19 protein-coding genes are annotated in these 24,458 nt (G+C 71.5%); 12 read left to right on the forward strand and 7 right to left on the reverse strand.

Translation table 11 applies throughout. The annotated features are described in order from the left end of the window. The first annotated feature begins 24 nt into the window (after nt 1–24). The gene (locus MTF65_RS04175) at nt 25–390 is read left to right on the forward strand and encodes a hypothetical protein (protein WP_243626819.1); all 366 of its coding nucleotides are present in this window, start codon (nt 25–27) and stop codon (nt 388–390) included. Between the two features lie 59 nt (nt 391–449). Beyond that, entirely contained in the window at nt 450–881 is a 432-nt protein-coding gene (locus MTF65_RS04180) for a hypothetical protein (protein WP_243626820.1), read from the forward strand. Nucleotides 882–972: 91 nt separating this feature from the next. Here MTF65_RS04180 and MTF65_RS04185 read toward each other — a convergent pair whose 3' ends face one another. Then, a complete protein-coding gene (locus MTF65_RS04185) occupies nt 973–1,392 on the reverse strand; it encodes a CBS domain-containing protein (protein ID WP_243626821.1) in 420 nt (139 codons plus the stop codon). A gap of 151 nt (nt 1,393–1,543) precedes the next feature. On the opposite strand from MTF65_RS04185, the gene MTF65_RS04190 reads away from it, so the two are divergent. Next, complete coding sequence (locus tag MTF65_RS04190; RefSeq protein WP_243626822.1) at nt 1,544–1,816, forward strand: hypothetical protein; 273 nt, start codon at nt 1,544–1,546, stop codon at nt 1,814–1,816. 58 nt (nt 1,817–1,874) lie between these two features. Here MTF65_RS04190 and MTF65_RS04195 read toward each other — a convergent pair whose 3' ends face one another. The 6 genes from MTF65_RS04195 to MTF65_RS04220 form a co-directional block, all read right to left on the reverse strand. After that, complete coding sequence (locus MTF65_RS04195; protein WP_243626823.1) at nt 1,875–3,311, reverse strand: serine/threonine-protein kinase; 1,437 nt, start codon at nt 3,309–3,311, stop codon at nt 1,875–1,877. A 5-nt stretch (nt 3,312–3,316) separates the two neighbouring features. After that, on the reverse strand, nt 3,317–4,108 hold the full coding sequence (locus MTF65_RS04200) for a serine/threonine protein kinase (protein WP_243626824.1): 792 nt from the start codon (nt 4,106–4,108) through the stop codon (nt 3,317–3,319). 140 nt (nt 4,109–4,248) lie between these two features. Continuing rightward, on the reverse strand, nt 4,249–6,267 hold the full coding sequence (locus MTF65_RS04205; protein WP_243626825.1) for a family 43 glycosylhydrolase: 2,019 nt from the start codon (nt 6,265–6,267) through the stop codon (nt 4,249–4,251). Between the two features lie 79 nt (nt 6,268–6,346). Further along, nucleotides 6,347–7,813: a hypothetical protein gene (locus MTF65_RS04210; RefSeq protein ID WP_243626826.1), complete on the reverse strand. Its 1,467-nt coding sequence runs from the start codon at nt 7,811–7,813 to the stop codon at nt 6,347–6,349. A gap of 37 nt (nt 7,814–7,850) precedes the next feature. Then, nucleotides 7,851–9,368: a peptidoglycan DD-metalloendopeptidase family protein gene (locus MTF65_RS04215; protein WP_243626827.1), complete on the reverse strand. Its 1,518-nt coding sequence runs from the start codon at nt 9,366–9,368 to the stop codon at nt 7,851–7,853. A 26-nt stretch (nt 9,369–9,394) separates the two neighbouring features. Then, nucleotides 9,395–10,321, reverse strand: coding sequence for an alpha/beta hydrolase (locus tag MTF65_RS04220; protein ID WP_374207175.1), 927 nt, complete (start codon nt 10,319–10,321; stop codon nt 9,395–9,397). 356 nt (nt 10,322–10,677) lie between these two features. Between MTF65_RS04220 and MTF65_RS04225 the strand changes: the two genes are divergently transcribed. From MTF65_RS04225 to solA, 9 genes are all read left to right on the forward strand, one after another. Beyond that, nucleotides 10,678–11,565, forward strand: a complete 888-nt coding sequence (locus MTF65_RS04225) for an endo alpha-1,4 polygalactosaminidase (protein ID WP_243626829.1) — start codon at nt 10,678–10,680, stop codon at nt 11,563–11,565. Between the two features lie 250 nt (nt 11,566–11,815). Beyond that, nucleotides 11,816–12,742 (forward strand): cyclase family protein, encoded by a 927-nt coding sequence (locus tag MTF65_RS04230; RefSeq protein ID WP_243626830.1) that lies wholly within the window; start codon nt 11,816–11,818, stop codon nt 12,740–12,742. Between the two features lie 131 nt (nt 12,743–12,873). Then, on the forward strand, nt 12,874–15,669 hold the full coding sequence (locus tag MTF65_RS04235; protein WP_243626831.1) for a SpoIIE family protein phosphatase: 2,796 nt from the start codon (nt 12,874–12,876) through the stop codon (nt 15,667–15,669). 122 nt (nt 15,670–15,791) lie between these two features. After that, entirely contained in the window at nt 15,792–17,342 is a 1,551-nt protein-coding gene (locus tag MTF65_RS04240) for a sugar ABC transporter ATP-binding protein (protein WP_243626832.1), read from the forward strand. Then, nucleotides 17,339–18,394 carry an ABC transporter permease gene (locus MTF65_RS04245; RefSeq protein WP_243626833.1) on the forward strand — a complete coding sequence of 352 codons (1,056 nt, stop codon included), beginning with the start codon at nt 17,339–17,341 and terminating at the stop codon, nt 18,392–18,394. The genes MTF65_RS04240 and MTF65_RS04245 overlap by 4 nt, the downstream gene beginning before the upstream one ends. A 47-nt stretch (nt 18,395–18,441) precedes the next feature. Continuing rightward, a complete protein-coding gene (locus MTF65_RS04250) occupies nt 18,442–19,611 on the forward strand; it encodes a substrate-binding domain-containing protein (protein ID WP_374207148.1) in 1,170 nt (389 codons plus the stop codon). Between the two features lie 175 nt (nt 19,612–19,786). Then, nucleotides 19,787–20,530 (forward strand): IclR family transcriptional regulator, encoded by a 744-nt coding sequence (locus MTF65_RS04255; RefSeq protein WP_374207176.1) that lies wholly within the window; start codon nt 19,787–19,789, stop codon nt 20,528–20,530. Nucleotides 20,531–20,771: 241 nt separating this feature from the next. Next, nucleotides 20,772–23,219: an FAD-dependent oxidoreductase gene (locus MTF65_RS04260; protein WP_243626835.1), complete on the forward strand. Its 2,448-nt coding sequence runs from the start codon at nt 20,772–20,774 to the stop codon at nt 23,217–23,219. 27 nt (nt 23,220–23,246) lie between these two features. Beyond that, on the forward strand, nt 23,247–24,452 hold the full coding sequence (gene solA, locus MTF65_RS04265; protein ID WP_243626836.1) for an N-methyl-L-tryptophan oxidase: 1,206 nt from the start codon (nt 23,247–23,249) through the stop codon (nt 24,450–24,452). The last annotated feature ends 6 nt before the right edge of the window (nt 24,453–24,458 follow it).

A 24,458-nucleotide genomic window follows, 5' to 3' on the forward strand; every position in this document is an offset into this window, starting at 1 on the left:
GTGGACCCGAAGGAGGCGAAGCGCATGCCCGGTATCCGTCACCGCAGAGGGAAGCCCGCGCCCGTACGCCGGGCCGGATTCGGCAGGGGCGGCTGGGTCGTGATCGGCGCCTCGGGCATCGCCCTGGGAGCGGCGTTCCACGCCGTCGCCGGTATCGCGGAGATCGCCAGAGAGCTGATCCGAAGAGAGCCGCGCTCCGCGGCCCCCGAGGGCGGAGCGCCCACCGCGGTCGCTCCCGCACGGCCTCACGAGGCAGCCGGCTGGGTGCTGATCGTCGCAGCCGCCGTCGTGGTGAGCGGGCTCTCCCACGCCGTGGCCAACCTCGCGGAGCTTGCCAGAGAGATCCTGAGGAGGAAGCCGGCGAGCCCGGCACCAGTGAGGACCAACTGACAACCAGTCGGCCGAGAGGGACGGGCCGGACCTGTAACAACAGCTGTGAGGTGAGTTCCATGAGCCAGAAGACACCTGTACCCGGCGATTCGTCGCTGGCCGGCGATGGTGCCGGCAGCACGATCGGCGGGGGCACGCTATTCGCCGCGATCATGCTTCTCGTCGGCGGCCTCCTGGGCATCATCCAGGGCATCGCGGCCATCGCCGAGGACGACGTCTACGCCAGGATCGGCAACTACGTCTTCGAGTTCGACCTGACGGCCTGGGGCTGGATCCACCTCATCGTCGGGATCATCGTCGCCCTCGCCGGCGTGGGCCTCTTCGCCGGCTCGAACGCCGCCAGGATCGCCGGCGTCACGGTGGCCGGCATCAGCGTGATCGTCAACTTCCTCTGGCTGCCGTATCAGCCTTGGTGGTCGTTCATCCTCATCGCGATCGGCATAGGCATCATCTGGACCCTGTGTGCCCATTGGCACCCGGCCGCCGATTGACTGACGCCGCGACGGCGCGGAGTCCAGGCCCCCCGCCCCCGTTGGGGGGCGGGGGGCCTGCTCAGCTCGGGCCTGCTGCTCGGGCCTGCGGCTACCTGGCTGCGCAGATCGCCTCGACGAAGTGGCCCACTTGCTCGTCCGAGAGGTTCCGGGCGAGATCGGCTTCGCTGATCATGCCGACGAGGCGGTGGTCGGCGATGACGGGAACGCGGCGGATCTTGTGGTCCTGCATCGTCCGCAGCACCTCGTCCGTGTCCGCCTCCGCGTCGACCGTGATGGGCTTGCCCTGCGCGAGCTGCCCGGCGGTCATGCGGTGCGGGTCCATGCCCTTGGCGAGACACTTCAGCACGATGTCGCGGTCGGTGATGATGCCGTGCAGACGGTCGTCGGGTCCGCAGATCGGCAGGGCGCCGACATCCAGCTCGCTCATGAGCCGCGCCGCGTCCATGAGCGTGTCGCCCTCCTTCACGCACGTGGCCCCGCTGTGCATGATCTCCCGTGCGGTGGTCATGGTTGCCTCCTCGCTGTTGTCCCCCTCTCCAGTCTGGTCTCCGGCGGATCACCCCGCTCGTCCAGCGGGTCGCTGGGCCGAGACTCGGAGGCTGCCGCCATCCGGGTAGGTTCCGGGCCGCGTCTGACACCTTCGCCGGGGTGCGCTTCGCATGCTGGGCACGGGGCTGCCGTGTGTCCGCCCCTCCCCCAGCGACAAGGAGTACGAGATGTCCTCGGACGTGGTGGAACGCTTCCTGGCCGCCCTCGACCCGGCCCACCGGGAGGCCGTGGGACAGAAGCCGGGCGAGGAGCAGGAGCGGCTCGCCGCGGCCTGGGAGGCGGAGCTGGAGCAGGACACCGACCTGGACATCCTCGACGAACTGTCGCCCCCCGCCGCCGAGCACGAGGCGGCGCGGCGCGTGATGGAGCGGTCGGCTGAGTAGAACGGCGGAGTAGAGCGGCGGGCGCCGCCGTGCAGGGGTGGGCCCCTACGGTCGCCCGTCATCGGGCCGGCGGCGGACAGCTCGGGAGGGACGGGCGGTCCTTCGTCCGGACAGCGGGCAGCCACGCCGTGGCCCGGGTGTCCGCGTGCGGGACGCGGACGCGGTACCAGCGGGCGGACTGCTGGTCCTCCTCGTCGATGATGGACTGGCCCTGGGGCATCTGGCAGTCGGTGTCGAGGACGTCGCCGTCCCATACCCGTGCCGGTATGACGTTCTCGGCGGTGTACGGCCGCATGGGGTCGATGGCCAGGCCGAGACTGCACCGCGGGTCCCGGTCCGCGCGGTCCTGGCAGCCCCGTTCGGCGTTGAACACCCGGACCCGAGCCGGGGGTTCGCCGGACCCGACCGGCCGTGCGGACGCTCCTTCCTGTCCGGAATTCGACCAGATCGCCGCGACCGTCGCTCCGCATACCGCGACGGCGAGGCATACGGCGCGGGTCCAGTGCCGCAGGCGTACGGCAAGGCTCCCACCTGGTCTGGGAGTGGGATCGGCCCCGGGGGCGAGGGCCTCGTGGGCCGTGATCCGCTCAAGCAGCGTTTCGGCCGTATGCGCCGCGCGGGCGGCGTGGGTGGGGGCCAGGCAGTCGGCGGCCAGCGCGCGCCAGAACTCCGGAACCGCGTTGTCCATCCGTAACGGAACACGCCCCTCGGCGTACTCCTGGACGGCGGCGCCGCGCGCCACGGGGGTGGCACCGGAGAACGGCGAGGCACCGGACGCGAAGACCTCGTGGATCACGATGCCCAGGGCCCAGATGTCGGCACTCGGCCGGACCTTCACGCCCAGTTCTCCGAGCGGGGCCTTCCACCGCTCGGGCGGGAGGTAGTCCAGGGTGCCCATCGGGGGCGCGTATCCGTGCGTTCCGGTCAGTTCGGTCGCGAGCCCGAAGTCGGAGAGCTTCACCGAGCCGTCCTCGCCGATGAGGACGTTCTCGGGCTTGAGGTCGGCGTGCACCCAGCCGGTGCGGTGCAGATGGGCCAGCCCCTCGCAGATGCCGGCGATCAGCCGACCGCCTTCGGTTTCGGTCACCCCCGCGTCGAGGAGGTCCCGCAGACTGCACCTGCCCTGCTCCATGACGAGTACGATCGCGCCGTCCAGGGACGGGTGCTCCGGTGCGCTGAGGACGACGGAGTCCAGCAGCCGGATGAGCCTCGGATGCCCTGCCCGGCGGCCGAGTTCGACCTCGCGACAGGCGGCTTCGGCCACGGTGCGGGCCTGGCGCGGCGCGAGTCCGGCCGTCGGCATCACCTTGAGCGCGACTTCACCGCGTACCAGGGCATCCACGCCGTCGCGGGCCGGTCGTCCGGCGTAGACGGTCGCCCAGCCACCGGCCCCGATCGGCTCGGTGACCAGCCAGTCCCCCACCCGATAGTCCCGGGGCAGCAGTTCCGTCCGTTCGCTTCCCCATGAGGCGCCCGGGCTGTGTACCAGTGGCACGTCCTCTACCGTCCCCGCGCGGCCGGTTCGGCCTGGGGCGGCAACAGCGCGAGATGCTCCTCCCGTACCACGCCGAACCTCAGAGCGATGCCGACCACGGCTTCGCGCTTCCCGTGCCGGCGGTCCCGTCTGCCGTCCTCGGTCGCCTGGGGGAGGTCGATCCTCAGCTTCTCCTCGGCAAGGTAGTCGATGTGCGAACTGACCGCGCGCGCCGTCAGCCTGCCGCAGGCGGCGTGGCCCCTGAGCCGCTCGACGACCTGGGGGGTGGTCGGCACCGCCACCGGTGACTGGTCGCGCAGCCAGGGTTCGCAGAGCGCGACGAGCACCAGGAAGTACGTGGCCGTCTCGTCCAAGGAGTACGCCGTGAGCGTGCGGCTCTCCCATGACCCGCCCGCGCCCTGCGGGTCGAGGTAGACGTGGTCGGGCGCGAACACCTGGAAGGAGACCGTGGTGTCGCGACGCGTGGGCAGCACCACCCGGGAGAACTCGAACGGAATGGGCGCTCCGGCGCGTCGTGGCGACACCCGCAGGTACTCCCCCGCACCTTCCGGGTTCTCCACGAGGTAGCTGTGGGTGGTGCTGTGGTTGCTCAGCTGCCAGTGATCGTCCGTCACCCGGATCTCCCCGGCCAGCCGCGAGATGGCCGCATCGGCGAGGCGGAGCTCGACCGGCGTCCGCACGGAGCCGCGCCCGAAGCGTGCGCGTTCTCCCGGGCCGAGCCTGAGCGTCACCGCGTTCGCATGCGGTTCCCCGACGCCGCCGCCCCCTTGCGGCAGATGGACGACTACGCCGCTCACCGCTCCCCCCTGTCCCGCGTGTTGACAGTTGTCATACACACCGAACGTTACCGGATCCATACGGCAGTTCACCGTCTGGCATCGGCCACTTCCGGGCCGGAAGGTCTCGGTAGCCGGAAGGTCTCAGTAGGCGGAAGGTCTCAGTAGGCGGGACCGCCCGAACGGACGGGTGCGACCGCGCGATCGCCGAACGCGGTCCACGGTTGCCAGCCGCCACTGGGCTGGGCCTGTGCGCGTGTGCGTATCCGCCCGTCGGTGGTGACGGCGAAGACGTGACACCGTCCCGTGGCGTCGGCCGCGGCCGTCGGCGTGGCGGCGAGGAGGACGCCGGGTTCGCCGAAGTCCTCACCGGAATGCCAGCTGCCGCCGGGCGTGAGCTGCCAGCGGTGGCTGAGCCGCTCCCCGCCGGGGGACAACGCGAACGCCTCCAGTCTGCCGTCGGCGCTGGGGACGAGCGTCGGGGCCGCGGTCGTCCAGCCGGCCAGCCATTGCCAGTCGTCCCAGCCACCGCTCGGCGCGGACTGCCTCCGGTGGAAGGCCGCCAGGCCGGACGGGCCGATCGCGACGACGGTGAGCCTGCCGCTGCCGTCGCGCGCCACGCGCGGTGCGGTGCCGGCCGCCGTGCCGAAGCGGCTCCAGTCAGCCCAGGGGCCATGGGGCGATTCCTGCCACCGGTGGAAGATCCCGGAGCCACCGGGCGATAGGGCGAACACCTCCAATCGGCCGTCGGCGTTGGCCGCGACGACCGGCGGTGCGCCCGCCGGCCCACCGAATGCGGCGTCCCACGGGTCCCACGTCAACGATCCGGGCGACCACTGCCGCCGCCGCGCGATGGCGGTGCCGCCCGGGCTCAGCGCGAAGACCTCCAGCCTGCCGTCGGCGTTGCGGCCGACGGCCGGAGCGGCGCCGGCCGGGCCGCCGAGCTCCTCCCAGTCGTGCCAGCCGCCGTCCGGCCGCTGCACCCTGTGGTGCAGGTTGGCGCCGCCCGGCGCGAGGGAGAACACCTCAAGCCTGCCGTCGGTGTTGCGGCCGAGTGTGGGAACCGCCCCGGCCGGTCCGCCGAAGGCCTCCCACTGCGACCAGGTGTCGGACTCCGGGTCGAGCTGGACGCGGCGCAGCATCGAACGGTCACCGGCGTCGAGCGCGAACACGGTCAGGCGGCCGTCGACGTCCAGGGCGGCGACCGGGTTGTCCATGCTCTGCCACGGGGGTGGCGTGTCCCGCCAGTGGAGGGGCGCCACGTACAGGCCCCGGTGGAACCACCCCGCGGCGCTCGCATACCACTCCTGCCCGTCGGTGACCACCTCTACGGCGTGACCGGGCACATGGCCCGCGTAGTCGTCGAGGGTGAAGTGGAACGGGTCGCGGGAGGCGAACACGTCCGTACCGTCGTAGCCGTTGCGGGGTCCGATGAACAGGTAGTACCAGCCGTCCCGTTCGACCACGCCCGGCGACTCGGTGACCGATGCCGTGGCACCGGTGGACTCGTCGGTGAACGCGATGCCCGGCTCACTCCAGTGCACCAGGTCATCGGACCGGCGGAAGGACACCACGTGCCGGCTGCCGGTGCCGGACAGTTCGGTGTAGTACATCAGCCACCTGCCGCCGATCCGGAGCACCATCGGGTCACGCGCGGCGAGCCCCCGGAACAACGGGCCGGAGGGGACGCGGGTCCAGGTGAACAGGTCGGTCGACGTGGCGAGGTTGATCGCGGCGCCGCCCTGGCCACCGGCGGCGTAGAACATCCAGAACGTGCCGCCCGCCTCGACGACGTGGGGTGCCCACAGGTGTTCCTCCCCGAAGTAGGCGGGATCGACGGTCAGCGCATGGGCGTGTGTGGTCCACGGACCGTGCAGGTCCGGCGCGGAGGCGTGGGCGAAGGCGACCTCGGTGGCACTGTCCGGGGATTGGCCGGGCGGTGCGCTGTCGCCGACGATGCTGAACAGGTGCCACCGGCCGCCTGCCTTGATCAGCGTGTGGTCGTTGAGATAGCGCCGCCGGCCGGGGACGGACGGATCGTAGACGTGCGCGAAGGGACCGGCGCCGATCCACTGGTGGGGCGGGACGGTCGCGGCATTCGCCGGGCCGATGCCCAGGAGCGCGAGGGCACCCGCCGAGGCGGCGCCCCGCAGCACATGCCGTCTGCTGATCGGATCCATGACTCTCTCCAGGGAGACCCCGCGGCCGGCGGTGCCATGACGGCGCGGCCGGCCGCGGGTGCGGGGTGCGGGTGCGGGGTCAGTTGACGGCGGGTCCTGAGGTGTTGTTCACCCAGGTCCAGTCCGACCAGTCCGAGAATCCGGTCTGCCACTTGTGGTAGACCCCGGCACTGCTCGTCCCGAAGACCTCGACGCGACCGTCGGCATTGGCCGTGGCGATGATCTCCGTACCGCCGCCGCCGAAGGACTCCCACTGGCCGTACGGGGCGTTCACCCCGGTCTGCCAGATGTGCTGCGCGACACTGCCGTTGATCGCGAACACCTCGACCCGGCCGTCCGGTGCCCGTTCGCTGGTCAGCTGGGAATCCGCGGGACCGCCCGTACCCTCCCACTCCGACCAGCTCGTGGGAGTCGTCTGGTACTTGTGGAACACCCCCGTCGGGCCGGAGGCGAAGACTTCGAGCCGGCCGTCCTGGTTGTGGTCCACGGTCAGGTCACGTCCGCCGCCTCCGAAGGACTCCCAGGACGACCAGCCGCCGTTCACGGCCGTCTGGTACTGGTGCTGGAACACATCACCGTTGAGCGCGAAGACCTCAAGACGGCCGTCGGGCGACTTCTCCACCTCCAGGCGGCCGTCGGCGGGGCCGCCGCCCGAAGGCTCCCAGTCCGACCAGCCACCGTTCGGCGCCGTCTGGTACTTGTGGAACACACCCACGGGGCCCGAAGCGAACACCTCCAGGCGACCGTCCCCGTTCGCACCCACGGCGATGTCCCGGCCGCCGCCGCCGAACGCCTCCCAGCCCGACCAGCCCCCGGAGGGCGACAGCTGATACCGGTGCTGGAAGACGTTGCCGTTGATCGCGAACATCTCCAGGCGGCCGTCGGCGTTCGGCCCGATCGCCAACTCGGCACCGCCCGGACCACCGAGGAACTCCCAGTCGGACCAGCCGCCGTTCACGCCCAGCTGCCACGCGTGATGCACGCCGTCGGCCCCGGCCGCGAACACCTCAAGACGGCCGTCCGCCGACCGCGCCGACACCACCCGGCCCGACTCCGCCGGATACACCAGCGGGCCGGGCCCGGTTCCGGGATTCCCGAGGCGGTCCACCGCGGCCCGCGCCTCGTCCATGTGCCGCCAGTGCATGCCCTGGTTGTAGGTGGACCAGGGCTGCCAGTTCGTACCGCCGGAGGAGATGTCGTAGGCCGCGTTCGCGTTGCACTGGGCGTCGTAGGCGCAGGCGTCGGTGACCTCGGAGTGCCAGTAGTCGTTGATCTGCCACAGGCCGCGGTCGGTGGACGCGGGCTCGTTGTTCTGAACGTTGGACGCCGACGGGTTGCAGCTGGATTCCGCGAGGGCGACGGCGACGGCCGTCACCAGCCCGTCGCCCCGCCAGCCCGCGTTGTAGCCGACCTGGGCGCACAGGTCACTCGGGGCGGCGTACGCGGGCGAGGCGCCGACGAGAACGCCCGCCGCGAGGAATAACGAAGCGAGCGTCGACAGGATGACGCGATGGGGCGCTCTCGAAGAGCGCTGCGTACTGCTCAACTGCTGTCTCCTTCGCACGAGGTGCCGGAACACCCGATCAGTTGACGGCGGGGCCGGAGCTGTTGTTGACCCAGGTCCATTCGGACCAGGTGGAGAAGCTGGTCTGCCACTTGTGGTAGACCCCGGCACTGCTCGTCCCGAACACCTCCATGCGGCCGTCCGCGTTCGTCGCGGCGGCGATTTCGGTGCCACCACCGCCGAAGGACTCCCACTGGCCGTACGGGGCGTTCACCCCCGTCTGCCAGATGTGCTGCGCGACACCGCCGTTGATCGCGAACACCTCGACCCGGCCGTCCGGTGCCCGCTCGCTGGTCAGCTGGGAATCCGCGGGACCGCCCGTACCCTCCCACTCCGACCAACTCGTCGGACTCGTCTGATACTTGTGGAACACTCCCACCGGGCCCGAGGCGAACACCTCAAGCCGGCCGTCCGCGTTGTGGTCCACGGTCAGGTCACGTCCGCCGCCGCCGAAGGACTCCCACGACGACCAACCGCCGTTCACCGCCGTCTGGTACTGGTGCTGGAACACGTCACCGTTGAGCGCGAAGACCTCAAGACGGCCGTCGGGCGACTTCTCCATCTCCAGCCGACCTGCGGCCGGACCGCCACCCGTCGGGTCCCAATCCGACCAGCCTCCGTTCGGCGCGGTCTGATACCGGTGGAACACCCCGACCGGACCCGAGGCGTACACCTCCAACCGCCCATCGGCATTCGCGCCCACCGCGATATCACGCCCGCCGCCACCGAACGTTTCCCAGCCCGACCAGCCACCAGAAGGCGACAGCTGGTACCGATGCTGGAAGATGTCACCGTTGATCGCGAACATCTCCAACCGGCCATCGGCATTCGGTGCGATCCCCAGCTCCGCACCGCCCGGCCCGCCCAGCGTTTCCCAGGCCGACCACTCGCCGTTCGCCGCCAGCTGCCACGCGTGGTGCACCCCGTCGGCCCCGGCCGCGAACAACTCAAGACGGCCGTCCGCCGACCGCGCCGACACCACCCGGCCCGACTCCACCGGATACACCGACGGCACGGGTCGAGGGCCACTGCCAGGTGTGCAGGGCAGCTCCACACCGCGTTCTTCGAGGTAGGGCACGGGGTCGGTCCGCAGGTTCGTGGTTCTGTCGCCCCACACCCGCAGGTGGAGGTGGGGACCACTGGACTGGCCTTCGGTGCCCATCAGGGCGATGCGCTGGCCGGCCAGGACATGCTCACCGACGAAGACGTCCCGCTGGTACATGTGCCCGTACTCGGTCACCGTCCCATCGGAGTGCTGGATGCGGATCCACTGGCCGTAGCCGGAGATGGGGCCCGAGTCGATCACCTCGCCGTCGCCCACGGCATAGATCGGGGTGCCGTAGACGTCGGCGATGTCGATGCCGTTGTGCTCCTCGCTGTAGTACTGGGTCACGGATCCGGTGGTGGGACACGATGCGGCGAAGCCGGCGGACTGGGCGGCAGCCGGCGAAGCTGTTACCAGAGCCGGCAGTAAGGCGGTGGTCGCCGTGAGCGTGAGAACGGCGCGCAGCGCGCGTCGGGAAAGACCGAGAAGCACGTGACGCTCCTCCCTCGTGGTAGTCGTCACGCCTTGCGGAGCCGGTCGATGACGCCGTCGATGTCGCGTTCGAGCGCCCAGCGGCGTACGAAGTGCCCTTCGGGCACCTCGTACGACTCGTGCGGAATGCCGACGGAGTCGAGGGTGGCCCGGAACTCCCGCTGTCCGGCGAGCACCTGGGTCTCGTTGAACGTCTGGAACCAGTCGATCGGGTCGGGACTGGTCCCGGCGATCAGGAAGATCCGCTTGTTCCGGTAGCTCTCGATGCGCTGCATCGGATTGTCATCGGTGACCCTGCGCTCGTCCCACCACGGCATGCCGTAGATCGAGCCGCCGTTCAGGTCCACGGCCGCGGAGGTCGCGTTGGCCCAGTGGACGACGGCGCCGCCGTCGCGGCGCAGGCTGGCCGGGCCGGAGTGGGAGCTGACCGAGGCGAAGTGGCCCCAGTACTTGGCGGCGTACTTCAGCGCGCCGAAGCCGCCCATCGAGAACCCGGAGACGGCGCGGCCGTCGTACTCGGCGTACGTCCGGAAGTTCGCCTCGATCCACGGGAGCAGCTGGTGGATGTGGAACGTCTCCCAGTTCCGGGGACCGACGTTGGAGCTGACCGGGTTGGAGTACCAGCCCGTGCGTCCGCCGTCGGGCATCACGACGATGAGCGGCTTTCCGGCGGTCAGGGCGCGGATGTCCTTGCGGTCGAAGCTGATGAAGTCCTCCAAACCGCCGTGGAGGAGGTAGAGGACCGGGTAGGTGCGTCCGCTGTAGTGGTAGTCGTCGGGGAGCAGCACGTTCACAGCGGGACCGGGGTTCCAGCCGATCGCGTCGGTCGCGAACCGGTAGTACCACATCCGGTGGTCGCTCTCGTTGCGGTCCACGATGCGCAGACCGAAGCCGTCATCGGCCGCCGCGGCCGATGGCGCCGCGGCGAGGACGCCTCCGGCGCCCAGGGCCATCGCGGCCGAGAGCCCGCCGGCGGACTTGAGGATGCTCCTGCGGGTGGGGTGCTGCGCGGTCAACCTGACCTCCTGGTAGGGAGCGTTGCGTAGGTGGTCACGGGGCACCGGTCGGAAGGGTGACGCGACGGAGCCGGGTGACTGGCGGTTTGGACGGTAGCGACGGGCCCCCGCGCCGGAGAACCCGGAACCTTACGGACTGACAGGCACGGTCACCTCGGGTAGGGGTGAGGGTGAACGCACTGGCGCGGGGCGCCGGCCCGGACGGCCCGGGGCTGCCCGGGCGGCCCGCGCACGGGTCGGGTCGGGTCGGGTCGGGTCGGGTCGGGTCGGGTCGCGGCGTTACGATCACGGCCATGGATTCCCACCGGACGCCCGGGCGTGCCCGCCGGTCGCTGATGCCGAAGGCCGTGCCGCTGATCGGCGTACTGGCGCTGCTCGCGGCCGGCTGCACCGCCGGCGACGGCGAGGAGGAGTCGGGCGAGCCCGCTCCGCCGGCCGTGTCCGCCCCGCCTCTCCCCGGCTCGGTGCGGCTCCCCGCCCCCCACATGGGCTTCGACTACCAGATCGGCGGCCCCTACCCGCCCGCGCCCGGTGTCCAGGCGGTGTCCCGTGACCGCACCGCCCCGCCGGCCCCCGGCCTCTACAACATCTGCTACGTGAACGCCTTCCAGGCCCAGCCCGACGCCACCGGCTGGTGGCGGACGAACCATCCCGACCTGCTGCTCCTGGACTCCTCCGGCAGGCCGGTGACGGACAAGCAGTGGAACGAGGCCCTGCTGGACGTCTCCACCCCGGCCAAGCGGGACCGGCTCGCCGGGATCGTCGGGGAGTGGATCGACGGCTGTGCGGCCGCCGGTTACCAGGCCGTCGAAGCCGACAACCTCGACTCCCACGAGCGGTCCGGCGGTCGCCTCACCCCCGAGGACGACCTCGCGTTCGGGCGGCTGCTCGTCGACCGCGCGCACCGGGCCGGTCTGGCCATCGGCCAGAAGAACGCCGCCGAACTCGCCCGGCGGGGCCGGGGCATCGGCTTCGACTTCGCCGTTACCGAGGAATGCGGCCAGTACGACGAATGCGGCGACTACGCCACCGCCTTCGACGACCGCGTCTTCGTGATCGAGTACCGGCAGTCCGGCCTCGCCGCCGCCTGCAAGGCGTACGGCCGCGCCCTGTCGATCGTCCTGCGCGACCTGGACGTCCGCCCTGCCGGGGAATCCGGGCACGTACGGCGTACCTGCTGACGCCCCCGGGGACCGCACCGTTGTGTTCGGTGCGGCCCCCGGGGGGTGGCTGCCGTCCTCCGCACGCCGGCCCGGCGCGCCGGAACCATGCGGGCTCCGGGCTCGTGGCGGACGATCGAGTGGTACGACCACTCCTCCGGTCGAGGTCACGACCCGGGGCCCGGTTACTCACCGTAGCCATTCCCCCGAGGGATTCCGGACCGTCAACCCCGCCGGGGCGTCCGCACGCACCTTGGAGCGCTGAGCACACATGAGCAGCAACCCCGCCGACGTCTCCCGCCAGGAGTTCGACGCCCTCTTCGAGGCGGTCCGCACGTGGGGCCGCTGGGCCGCCGCCGATCGCGGCGCCTGGAACAGGGTGACAGCGGGCCACGTACAGAGGGCCGCCGCCCTGATCCGGTCCGGCACGGTCGTCCCGATGGGGCGGCCCTGGGACACCCGGCCCGGACCGGACAACGAGAAGCCCGCGCTGCACTACATGTCCGACCTCGGTGACGTAGAGGCCCCGGAGCCGGCCGCCTACAAGGATTTCCTCGCCGCCGACTATCACGGCAAGGCGGTGAGCCACCTCGACGCGCTGTCACACATCGCCTACCGAGGGCAACTCTACGACGGCCGAGCGGCGCACGAGGTCGTCGATGCCGGGGGTGCCCGCTTCGCCGCGGTGTCGGCGCTCGGCCCCCTCGTCACCAAGGGCGTACTCCTCGACCTGCCCGCCGTGCTCGGGGTCGACTGGCTGGAACCGGGGCGCGCACTGCACGCGCGGGACATCGTCTCCGCGGAGAAGGCGCTCGATGTGACCATCGGGGACGGCGATGCGGTGCTGCTGCGCTCGGGCCGCTTCCGCCGGCGCCGGGAGATCGGCCCCTGGAACCCTGCCGAGGCGAGCGCGGGCTGGCACGTGGACGCGATGCCGCTGCTGGCCGAGCGCGCCATCGCCCTGCTCGGCGCCGACGGGGACAGCGACGTACGGCCGTCGCCGGTCGAGGGCCTGCACTCCCCCGTCCACGCGCTGGCCATCACCGCGATGGGCGTACCGCTGCTGGACAACCTCGACCTCGAACCACTCTCCGCCGCCTGCGCCGAAGCCGGCCGTTACGCGTTCATGCTCGTCGTGACGCCGCTGAACGTCCCCGGCGGGACGGGCTCGCCCGTCGATCCGGTCGCGATCTTGTGATGTCCGGCCCGCCGATCACTCTGCTCCCGCGCCCGCACCAAAACGTGAGGAATATACTCAAATCTGGCGATCGAGAGCGTTCCGGCGAGCGTGTTCCGGGGAGGGAAGCTCCGGTGAGGGAAGTGGTGCAGATGGGGGTCTTGGGAGACCGCATCGGCCCCGTGCGTTCCCGTGACCGATTTCTGCACGGCGCGTCGGTCGAGTCGGTCGAGGGGACCGTGCGCAGTCCGATCCTCAGCTCGTGGCAGCGCTGCCAGCTGCTGGGGCTGTCGCCGGACCAGTCCGAGCTTCCCTTCACCCAGGACTTCGACCCGGACGGTCCGCTCGTCCGCGCCGCCGGGCCCGTGCTCGACCGGCTGCAATCGATCTTCTCGGGCAGCCGGATGAACATCTGTCTCGCCGACGGGCACGGCATCGTGCTTGAACGCCGTTTCGGAGACGCGTCCTTGCTCAGGCATCTCGCCCCGATCCAGAGCGTTCCCGGTTTCGTGTTCGCCGAGCAGGTCGCGGGGACGAACGGCATCGGCCTCACCCTCGCGGAAAGGCGACTCGTCCAGGTCTACGGCGCCGAGCACTTCGCCGAGCGGTCCCAGTCGAGCGCCTGTACCGCCATACCCGTTCGCGACCAGCTCAGCGGGCGCATCGAGGGCGTCCTGTGCCTCGGCTATCCCTACACCGACGCGGACCCGGCCCTGGTCCCGTTGGTACGCAGGGCGGCCGAAGCCGTCGAACGACGCCTGATGGAACAGAGTTCGGCGCGGGAGCGCGGCCTGCTGGAGGCCTATCTCGATGCCCGAAGCCGTGCCCGGACCGACGAGGGCACCATGAACGGCTACCCGGCCGGGATGGACGAGCTGCTCCAGAGCGACCTGGACCAGCCCGACCAGTCGATCCTCAAGGAGAAGGCCACGGAGCTGATGTCCTCGGCCCAGCGGGCCGCTGCCGAGGTGCCCCTCTCCCGAGGCCGGACGGTCACCCTCGTGAGCCGTCCCCTGATGAGCCCCTCCGGGGTGGAGGGCATCGTCGTCGAGGCGCTCATTCCCGAGGACACGGAACGGCACGCGCCCGCCCCCACCCCCGCCCGCACCCCCACCCCCGCCGTACCGCCGCCCGGACCCCGTCCCCCGGTCACACCCGGTCCGACCCCGACGACGGTCCGCGCACCCGCGGCGCCGCCCACCGGCGACGCCGCCGCCGCCGGCATGGTCAGAGGGCTGGTGCTGGTGGGCGAGCCGGAAGTGGGAAAGTACGCCGTCGCGGCTCGACGCCGTCTGGAGCTGCTGGCCGAGGCCAGCACCCGCATCGGCACCACCCTGGACGTGAGCCGCACCGCCTGGGAACTCGCCGAGACGGCGGTCCCGCGCCTGGCCGACTTCGTCACGATCGACCTGCCCGAGGCCGTACTGCGCGGCGAGGAGTCCCCCCACCCCACCGCCGAAATGCACCGCACCGTGGTCCACGGCATCCGCGAGGACTGCCCCTTCTACCCGGTGGGTAAGCAGCTCAGCCTGCGGCCGACCACGCCCCACATGCGCTGCATGAACACCGGGCAGCCCGTGCTGGAACCCGACCTCAAGGCCGCCTTCGGCTGGATCGCCCAGGACCCCGAGCACGCCGAGCGGCTCCTCGCCCACAACATCCACTCCCTCATCACCGTCCCCCTGCTCGCCCGCGGCGCCCTCCTGGGCATCGCCAGTTTCTACCGTTCGCAGGACCCCGCCCCCTTCGGGGACGACGACCGCTCGCTGGCCCAGGAACTCGCCGCCCGCGCCGCCCTCTGCATCGACAACGCCCGCCGCTACACCCGCGAACACACCCTGGCCCTGGCCCTGCAGCGCAGTCTGCTCCCGCGCGGCCTTCCCGAGCAGGGCGCCGTCGAGGTCGCCCACCGCTATCTGCCCGCCGAGTCCGGAGTGGGCGGCGACTGGTTCGACGTCATCCCCCTCTCCGGCACCCGCGTCGCCCTCCTCGTCGGCGATGTCGTCGGCCATGGACTGCACGCCGCCGCCACCATGGGCCGGCTGCGTACCGCCGCGCGCAACTTCGCCGAACTGGAACTCGCCCCCGACGAACTCCTCACGCACCTGGACAACCTCATGGTGCGCCTGGACCGGGAGGAGGGCGGCGACGATCCCGCCGTCGGCAGCACCGGCATCGTCGGCGCCACCTTCCTGTACGCGATCTACGACCCCACCTCGCAACTGTGCACGATCGCCCGCGCCGGACACCCCCCGCCCGCGCTGGTCGGTCCCGACGGCACCGTGACACTCCTCGACGTGCCCGCCGGACCCCCGCTCGGCCTCGGCGGCCTGCCCTTCGAATCGGCCGAGATCCACCTCCCCGAACACAGCCAGCTGGTCCTCTTCACCGACGGACTGATCGAAGACCGTCATCGCGACATCGACGCGGCCCTCGACGACCTGCGCCGCGCCCTGGCCCACCCGGACCGCGCCCCCGAGGACACCTGCCGCGCGGTCATGGACGCCCTGGCACCGGAACATCCCGCCGACGACATCGCGCTTCTCGTCGCCCGCACCAAGGCCCTGCCCCCCGACCGGATCGCCACCTGGGACCTGGCCGCCGACCCGGCCCTCGTCTCCGAGGTCCGCGCCGCCGCCATGGGCCAGCTGAGCCAGTGGGGGCTGGACGAGTCCGCTTTCGCCACGGAACTGCTGCTCAGCGAGCTGGTCACGAACGCCGTCCGCTACGGCACCGCGCCCATCCGGGTACGCCTCATCCACGACCGCACCCTGATCTGCGAGGTGTACGACGCCAGTAGCACCGCCCCCCGCATGCGCCACGCGGCCAGCACCGACGAGGGCGGCCGCGGCCTGTTCCTCGTCGCGCAGCTCGCCCAGGCCTGGGGCACCCGCTACACCACCGACGGCAAGGTCATCTGGGCCGAGTGCGCCCTGGACGCGGCGTGACCCTTCGCCCATTGGAGTCAAGGAAAAGGAATACGGCGATATGCCGGAAATGCACCGGCATGTCCCCGTAGAATCCCGCATGCAGTCGGGAACAACTCGGAGGCCGACCCCCGGAGAACTCTGTGCACGACGCTCCCGACACCTCGATGAGCCCACCCTCGCGCTCCGGCGGAGCCCCTCTCGTCCGCGTGCGCGGTCTCGGCAAGCGGTTCGGCGGCACCCTCGCGTTGGCCGCGGTCGACCTCGACATCCACCGAGGCAGCGTCCTCGCCCTGCTCGGTCCCAACGGCGCCGGGAAGTCCACCCTCATCAAGGTGCTCGCCGGAGTCCACCACGCCGACGAGGGCGAGGTGACGGTGGCGGGGCACCCGCTCGGCTCCCATGCCGCCCGCCGGACCATGTCCTTCATCCACCAGGATCTCGGTCTCGTCGACTGGATGACGGTGGCCGAGAACATCGCCCTGGGCACCGGGTACCCGCGCCGCTACGGACTGGTCTCCTGGCGGCAGACCCGGGAGCGCTGCGGCGAAGCCCTGCGCCTCGTCGCCGGGCACCTGGACGCCGACGCCCGGATCGCCGACCTCGCCCCCGCCGAGCGCTCGTTGGTCGCCATCGCCCGCGCTCTGGCGACACGGGCCGAGCTCATCGTCCTCGACGAGCCGACCGCCACCCTCCCCGCCGCGGACTGCGCCCGGCTGTTCGACGTACTGCACACCCTGCGCGACCGAGGGCACGGCATCCTCTACGTCAGCCACCGGCTCGACGAGGTGTACAAGGTCGCCGACACGTTCGCCGTCCTGCGCGACGGCCGCCTGGTCGACCGGGGTCCGCTCGCCGGCCACAGCCCTGCCCGTCTGGTGCGCGCCATCGTGGGCCGCGAACCGGCCGTCCACCGGCCCCCCACCACTCCCGCCGCGGGCCCGCCCCTGCTGAGCCTCGACGGTGTGACGACCGCATACGCCGGGCCGGTCAGCCTGGACCTGCGGGCCGGCGAAATCCTCGGCATGGTGGGTCTGACGGGCGCCGGCCACATGGACCTGGGGCGCGCCCTCGCCGGCGCCCGGCCGATCCTCGGCGGGCGGGCGCTGCTCGACGGCCGTCCGTACCACCCTCGTACGGTTTCGGCCGCTCTCGATTCCGGGGTCGGCTTCGTGGCGGGCAACCGTCAGGAGGAAGGCTGCGCCGCCGAACTGACCGTGCGGGAGAACTTCCTGGCCAACCCCCGGTCGGCCGGTGTGCCCGCGTGGCGCTGGATCAGGCCCCGGCATGAGCGCGCCGAGGCCACCGCCCTGATCGACCGTTTCTCGGTGCACCCCCGCGACAGCGAGGTGCCGATCGCCACCCTGTCCGGCGGCAACCAGCAGAAGGTCATGGTCGGCCGGTGGCTCCGGGGGAGCCTGCGCCTGCTCATCCTCGAAGAGCCGACCGCCAGCGTGGACGTCGGCGCCAAGGCCACGATCTACCGACTGCTCGACGACGCGCTGACCTCCGGCCTGTCCGTCCTGCTCATCTCCACCGATTTCGAGGAGGTCGCGGGCGTGTGCCACCGCGCTCTGGTGTTCGTCCGCGGGACCGTGGGCGCCGAGCTGAGCGGTGCGGCCCTCACCGTCACCGAACTCACCCGAACCGCCTCGGCCATGCCGCCCATCACCGGAGCTGCGACGAGCCGATGACCCCCTCGCCCCGTTCCGCGCCGGCCCGCCTTCGCGGGCACCTCATCGGCGGCTACGCCCTCCCGGTCCTCGCCGCCCTGCTCTTCCTGGCCTTCTCCCTCGCGCTGCCTAACACCTTTCCGACGGAGGAGAACACCTCCTCGATCCTCTCCAACCAGTCGATCCCCGCCATCATGGCGCTCGGTGCGACGATCCCCATCGCCACCGGCAAGTTCGACCTGTCCATCGGCTACGGTCTCGGTCTGGCGCACGTCATGGTGCTCCAGCTCATCGTCAACGAAGGCTGGCCCTGGCCCCTCGCCTGCCTCGTGGTGGTGTGCGGAGGGGCGGCGGTCGGCGCCCTCAACGGCGTCATCGTCGAATTCGGGCAGATCGACTCCTTCATCGCCACGCTCGGCACCGGCAGCATGATGTACGCCTTCACCGGCTGGATCACCGACGGCGCCCGGATCGTTCCCGGCCCGAACGGCCTGCCCGCCTCCTTCACCGACCTCTACGACTCGCGGTTCCTCGGGCTGCCGGTACCCGCCTTCTACGTCCTGGCCGTCGCCGCCGCCCTCTGGCTGGTACTGGAACGGCTGCCGCTCGGCCGGTACCTGTACGTCATCGGCTCCAACCCGCGCGCCGCGGGCATCCTCGGCATCCCCACCCACCGATACTCCGTCTACGCCTTCGCCGGATCGGGCCTGGTCGTCGGGTTCGCCGGTGTCCTCCTCGCCGCGCAGCAGCAGACCGGCAACCCGAGTGTCGGGCTGGACTACCTGCTGCCCGCGTTCGTCGGCGCTCTGCTCGGGTCCACCACGATCAGACCCGGCCGGGCCAACGCCCTCGGCACCGTCGTGGCCGTCGCCGTCCTCGCCATCGGCCTCGCCGGCATCGGCCAGCTAGGCGCCCGGTTCTGGGCCACGCCGCTGTTCAACGGCGCCACCCTGCTCCTCGCCGTCGGCCTGGCCGGTTACTCCGCCCGCCGCCGGCTGCGCACCGGCGCCACCGCGACCCGCCGGTCACTCGCGCGGACGCCGGCCGCACCGTCCGAGGACGGCCACCCCTAGAACCCTCGTATGGAACACCTCGTACGCGCACCCGCGTCAGGAGCACCGTGTACCCGAACCCGAACCCGAACCCGAACCCGAACCCGAACCACAAGACCACCCTCACCGCCGCAGCAGCCCTGCTGACAGCCGCCGCCACCCTCGTCGCCGGCTGCGGGCGCGGCCCGTCCGCCGACAGCGGGCCGTCTCAAGCCGGTTGTCCCGCCACCCTCGCGAAGGCCGAGGCAGCCGTTCGGCAGGCCGAGAACACCGACGCCTCCTGGAACGGCCCCACCAGCGGCCCCGCGGCGGTGTCCGGCAAGACCATCGTCTACGTCGCGCAGACCATGACCAATCCCGGCGTCGCGGGCGTCGCGAAGGGAGTCGAGGAGGCCGCGAAGACCATCGGCTGGAAGGTCCGGGTGATCGATGGCGAGGGCACCCCCGCCGGCATCCAGGCGGCGTTCAGCCAAGCCGTCACCCTCAAGCCCTCGGGCATCGTCGTCGGCGGTTTCGATCCCCGGCTGACCTCTCAGCAGGTGGCGCGGGCGAAAGCGGCGCACATCCCGGTCATCGGCTGGCACGCGGTGGATTCCCCCGGCCCGAGCGAGAGCACCGGGCTCTTCACGAACGTCACCACGAAAGTGGAGGACGTGGCGAGGATCAGCGCCGATTGGATCATCGCCCGGTCCAAGGGCGAAGCCGGAGTCGTCGTCTTCACCGACGACTCGATCCCGTTCGCCCGGAACAAGTCCGAACTGATCAGGAGGGAGCTCGCCGCCTGTTCCGGCGTGACGCTCCTGGCGTACGAGAACATCCCCATCCCGGACGCGAGCAGCCGCACCCCCCAGGAGGTCTCCTCTCTCCTGTCCCGCTTCGGGAGCAAGTGGAACTACTCCGTCGCCATCAACGACCTCTACTTCGCCGACGCCGCTCCCGCCCTCCGCGCGGCCGGCAAACCGGGCTCCGGACCGCCCTTCAACATCGGCGCGGGGGACGGCGACCCCTCCGCCTTCCAGCGCATCAACAACGAGCAGTTCCAGGCCGCCACCGTCCCCGAGCCACTGACCCAGCAGGGCTGGCACATCGTCGACGAGTTCAACCGCGCCTTCGCCGGCCGGCCCGCCAGCGGCTACGTCGCCCCCGTCCACATCACCACGGCCGACAACAGCGGCGGCGCCACCTCCTGGGATCCGTCCGGCTACCGCGAGGCGTACCGGAAGATCTGGGGCAGGTGACGACACCGGGCGGACTTTCGGTAGCGTGACGTTGCGTATGGCGCGATGATGGATTGCTATGCGCTACAGGGCGCGAAAGGGCGAGAGTTGAGCTATGACCCGCGACCAGGCCGTGGTGGCTGAACAGAACGAGGAAGCACCGGACCGAGCGCCGGGCAGGGGAGCTGCGGGGGCGATCCAGTCCGTGGACCGCGCCGTGAGCGTGCTGGAGATCCTCGCGCGGCACGGCGAGGCCGGCGTCACCGACATCGCCGACGAGTTGGACGTGCACAAGTCCACGGCGTTCCGGCTGCTCGGCGTGTTGGAGAACCGGGGTCTGGTCTCCCAAGCCCAGGACCGCGGCAAGTACTTCCTCGGCGCCGGCATCCTGCGCCTGGCGGGGGCTGCGGCCGTACGCCTGGACATCTCCCAGGAGGGTGCGCCGGTGTGCCGGGAACTCGCCGACGAGCTGGGCGAGACGGTGAACATCGCGGTCCTGGACGACGATGCCGCCGTCAACATCATGCAGGCGCGCGGCCCCGCCTCCGTCACCGCGCAGAACTGGCTGGGCCGGCGCACGCCCCTGCACGCCACCTCCAGCGGCAAGGTGCTCCTGGCCCATCTGCCGGTCACGCTGCGCGAAGGGCTCCTCGCCCGGTCGCTGCCGCGGTTCACCGAGCACACGGTGACGAGCGCCGGGACGCTGCGGGCCGAGCTGGACGCGGCGCACGCGCAGGGCTTCGCGATCGTCGTGGAGGAGCTGGAGCTGGGCCTGAACGCGGTCGCCGCGCCGGTGCGCGCGCACGACGGCAGGGTGATCGGCGCGCTCAGCGTCTCGGGCCCGGCCTACCGCCTCGAACGGGAGCGGCTGCCGAAGCTCGCCGCGCGGACGGTCGCCGCGGCCGACGAACTGTCACGGCGGATGGGCTACGGATTCTGAGCCATTCCGCGGAGCTGTGCCCCTTGCCACGCGGGGCCGGGGAGACCCGGCCCCGCGTCGCCGTATGCGGGCAGAACGCGCGTGGAACGTGTGTCGAGGGCGTTTCCATGGGACCGCTCGGTTTTGCCAGTCGTTAACACCGGCCCCTTGACGGCGTGTTGCCGCCGTTCCCACTATGTTCCCCATCGTGCAACCGATCGCGCACTGCGCAACAAGCGAGGAGACCGACTCAAGGAGGGGCATGTCCCACGCACCCGCACCGCCCGGTCCCCGTGTCGTGGTCATCGGCGCCGGCATCGTCGGCTGCTCGCTCGCCGACGAGCTGACCGCCCTCGGCTGGACCGATGTCACGGTGCTCGAACAGGGCCCGCTCCCCGCCCCCGGCGGTTCCACCTCCCACGCGCCGGGGCTCGTCTTCCGGACCAGCCCGTCCAAGACGCTGAGCGCGTTCGCCGCGTACACCGTCGAGAAGTTCAGCGCACTCGAAGTCGACGGCCTCTCCTGCTTCAACCCCGTGGGCGGTCTGGAACTGGCCACCACCGAGGAGCGTCTGGCCGACCTGCACCGCAGGGCCGGGTACGCCGCGTCCTGGGGCATCCGCGGCGAGGTGATCTCCGCCGAGCGCTGCGCGGAGCTGTGGCCGCTGCTCGACGCGGGCAAGGTCCTCGGCGGGTTCTTCACCCCGGGGGACGGCCTCGCCCGCGCCGTCCTGGCCTGCCGGGCCCAGATCGAGCGCGCCGAGGGCCGCGGCGCCCGCTTCCTGGAGCGGCACACCGTCACCGGCATCGAGCAGGAGGACGGCCGGGTGACGGCTGTCGTCACCGACCGGGGGGTCTTCCCCGCCGACCACATCGTGTCGGCGGCCGGGTTCTGGGGTCCGGTGGTCGGCCGGATGGCGGGCGTCGACGTGCCGCTGCTGCCGCTCGCCCACCAGTACGCGAAGACCCGGCCCCTGCCGGAACTCGCGGACGTCAACGACCCGCGCACCGAGGCGTCCCGACCGATCCTGCGGTTCCAGGACCAGGACCTGTACTTCCGCGAGCACACCGACCGGATCGGCATCGGCAGCTACGCCCACCGGCCACTGCCCGTGGACCCGTTCACCGTCCCGTCCTACGACGAGGCGCCCGTCATGCCGTCCACCTCCCCCTTCACCCCGGAGGACTTCGCGCCGAGCTGGGAGGACTGCCGAGAGCTGCTGCCCGCGCTCGCCCGGAGCGAGGTCGAGGAGGGATTCAACGGCGTCTTCTCCTTCACTCCGGACGGGATGCCCCTGCTCGGCGAGTCCCGCTCCCTGCGCGGATTCTGGCTCGCCGAGGCCGTGTGGGTCACCCACTCGGCGGGGGTGGCCAGGGCCGTCGCGGAGTGGATGGTGGAGGGCCGGCCGCGGATCGACGTCCACGAGTGCGATCTCACCCGCTTCGAGGGCGCCCAGCTCTCCCCCGCGTACGTCGCCGACCGCGGCGCCCGGCAGTTCGTCGAGGTCTACGACGTCCTGCACCCGCTACAGCCCATGGAGCAGCCGCGACCGCTGCGGGTGAGCCCCTTCCACCCCCGTCAGCAGGAGCTCGGGGCGCACTTCCTGGAGGGCGGCGGCTGGGAGCGTCCGCACTGGTACGAGGCGAACGCCCCGCTCGCCGAGGACATCGACCTGCCCGCCCGCGACGCCTGGTCGGCCCGCTACTGGTCGCCGATCGCCGCCGCCGAGGCACGGGCGACCCGCGAGAAGGTCGCCCTGTACGACATGACCCCGCTGCGCAGGCTGGAGGTCACCGGCCCCGGCGCCCTGGCCTTCCTCCAGCGCATGACGACCAACAACCTCGCCAAGAAGCCCGGCTCGGTGACGTACACCCTGCTGCTCGACGAGACCGGCGGCATCCGCTCGGACCTCACCGTGGCGCGCCTGGCCGCCGACCGCTTCCAGATCGGCGCCAACAGCCCCGCCGACGAGGACTGGCTGCTGCGCCGCGCCCCGGACGACGTGCGGGTACGTGACATCACCTCCGGGACCTGCTGCGTCGGGGTGTGGGGCCCTCTCGCCCGCGCGCTGGTGCAGCCGCTGACCCGGGACGACTTCTCCCACCGGGGCTTCGGCTACTTCCGCGCCCGCCAGACGTACCTCGGCCATGTACCGGTGACGGCGATGCGGCTGAGTTACGTCGGCGAGCTCGGCTGGGAGCTGTACACCACCGCCGACCTGGGGCTTCGACTCTGGGACACGCTCTGGGAAGCCGGGCGGGAGCACGGCGTGATCGCCGCCGGCCGCTCCGCCTTCAACAGCCTGCGCCTGGAGAAGGGCTACCGTTCGTGGGGCCAGGACATGACCGACGAGCACACCCCGTACGAGGCCGGACTCGGGTTCGCCGTACGGATGGACAAGGGCGACTTCGTCGGGCGGGCCGCCCTGGAGAAGGCGGGCGAGCCGCGGCGCGGGCTCACCGCACTGCTGCTCGACGACCCGGCGGCCGTCGTCCTCGGCAAGGAACCGGTGTACGTCGGCGGGGTGCCGGCGGGGTACGTGACCAGCGCCTCCTACGGCTACACACTGGGCCGCTGTGTCGCGTACGCGTGGCTGCCCCGACTCACCGCCGGCACCCCGGTACACATCGAGTACTTCGGCGAGAAGATCTCGGCGACCGTCGCCGAGGAGCCGCTGTTCGACCCCGACATGAGCCGCATCCGCCGCTAGGCGGTCGTGTCCGAGGAGGACCCCGCTGTGTCACCCACCCATGACGTGATCGTCGTCGGCCTGGGCGGAATGGGCAGTGCCGCCGCCCACCACCTGTCCGCGCGCGGCGCGCGCGTGCTCGGCCTGGAGAAGTTCGGTCCCGTCCACAACCGCGGCTCCAGTCACGGAGGTTCGCGCATCACGCGGCAGTCGTACTTCGAGGACCCGGCGTACGTGCCGCTGCTGCTGCGCTCCTACGAGCTGTACGAGGCCCTGGAGCGCGACACCGGCCGGGACATCGCGACGCTGTGCGGCGGTGTGATGGTCGGCCGCCCCGATTCCCGTACGGTGTCCGGTTCGCTGCTCTCGGCCCGGCAGTGGGACCTGCCGCACGAGATGCTCGACGCGAAGGAGATCCGCCGCCGCTTCCCCACCCTCACCCCCGCCGAGGACGAGGTCGCGCTGTACGAGGCGCGGGCCGGGTTCCTCCGCCCGGAGAGCACGGTCGCGGCCCACCTCCAGCTCGCCACGCGGTCGGGCGCGGACCTGCACTTCGAGGAGCCGGTGCTGCGCTGGGAGCCGTACCGCGACGGCGTACGCGTCCACACCGCCGAGGACACCTACACCGCCGGCCAGTTGGTGATCTGCCCGGGTGCGTGGGCGCCGCGGCTGCTCACCGACCTGGGCGTGCCGTTCACCATCGAGCGGCAGGTCATGTACTGGTTCCAGCCCGACGGCGGAACCGGTCCCTTCCTCCCCGAGAACCATCCGATCTACATCTGGGAGGACGCGGGCGGCGTCCAGTTCTACGGCTTCCCCTCGATCGACGGGCCCGACCTCGGCGCGAAGGTGGCGTTCTTCCGCAGGGGCACCGTCTGCACCCCGGAGACCATCGACCGGACCGTGCGCGAGGACGAGGTCGCGGCGATGGCGGAGCAGCTCTCCCGACATCTCCCGTCCCTGCCCGGCCGTTTCCTGAAGGCCTCGACCTGTATGTACTCCAACACCCCCGACGAGCATTTCGTGATCGCGCGCCATCCGCAGCACCCCGACTCGGTGACCGTGGCCTGCGGGTTCTCCGGTCACGGCTTCAAGTTCGTGCCCGTCGTCGGCGAGATCGTCGCCGACCTGGCCCTGACCGGCGCCACCGGGCACCCCATCGAACTCTTCGATCCGCGCCGGCTGTCCGCGGCCACCGGGCCCGCACCCGCGCCCGCGACGACGACCGCGACCACGACCGCGCCTTCCGCTTGAGGAGAC

Source organism: Streptomyces sp. APSN-46.1, from assembly GCF_022815725.1.
In the GTDB taxonomy this organism is placed as follows: Bacteria; Actinomycetota; Actinomycetes; order Streptomycetales; family Streptomycetaceae; genus Streptomyces.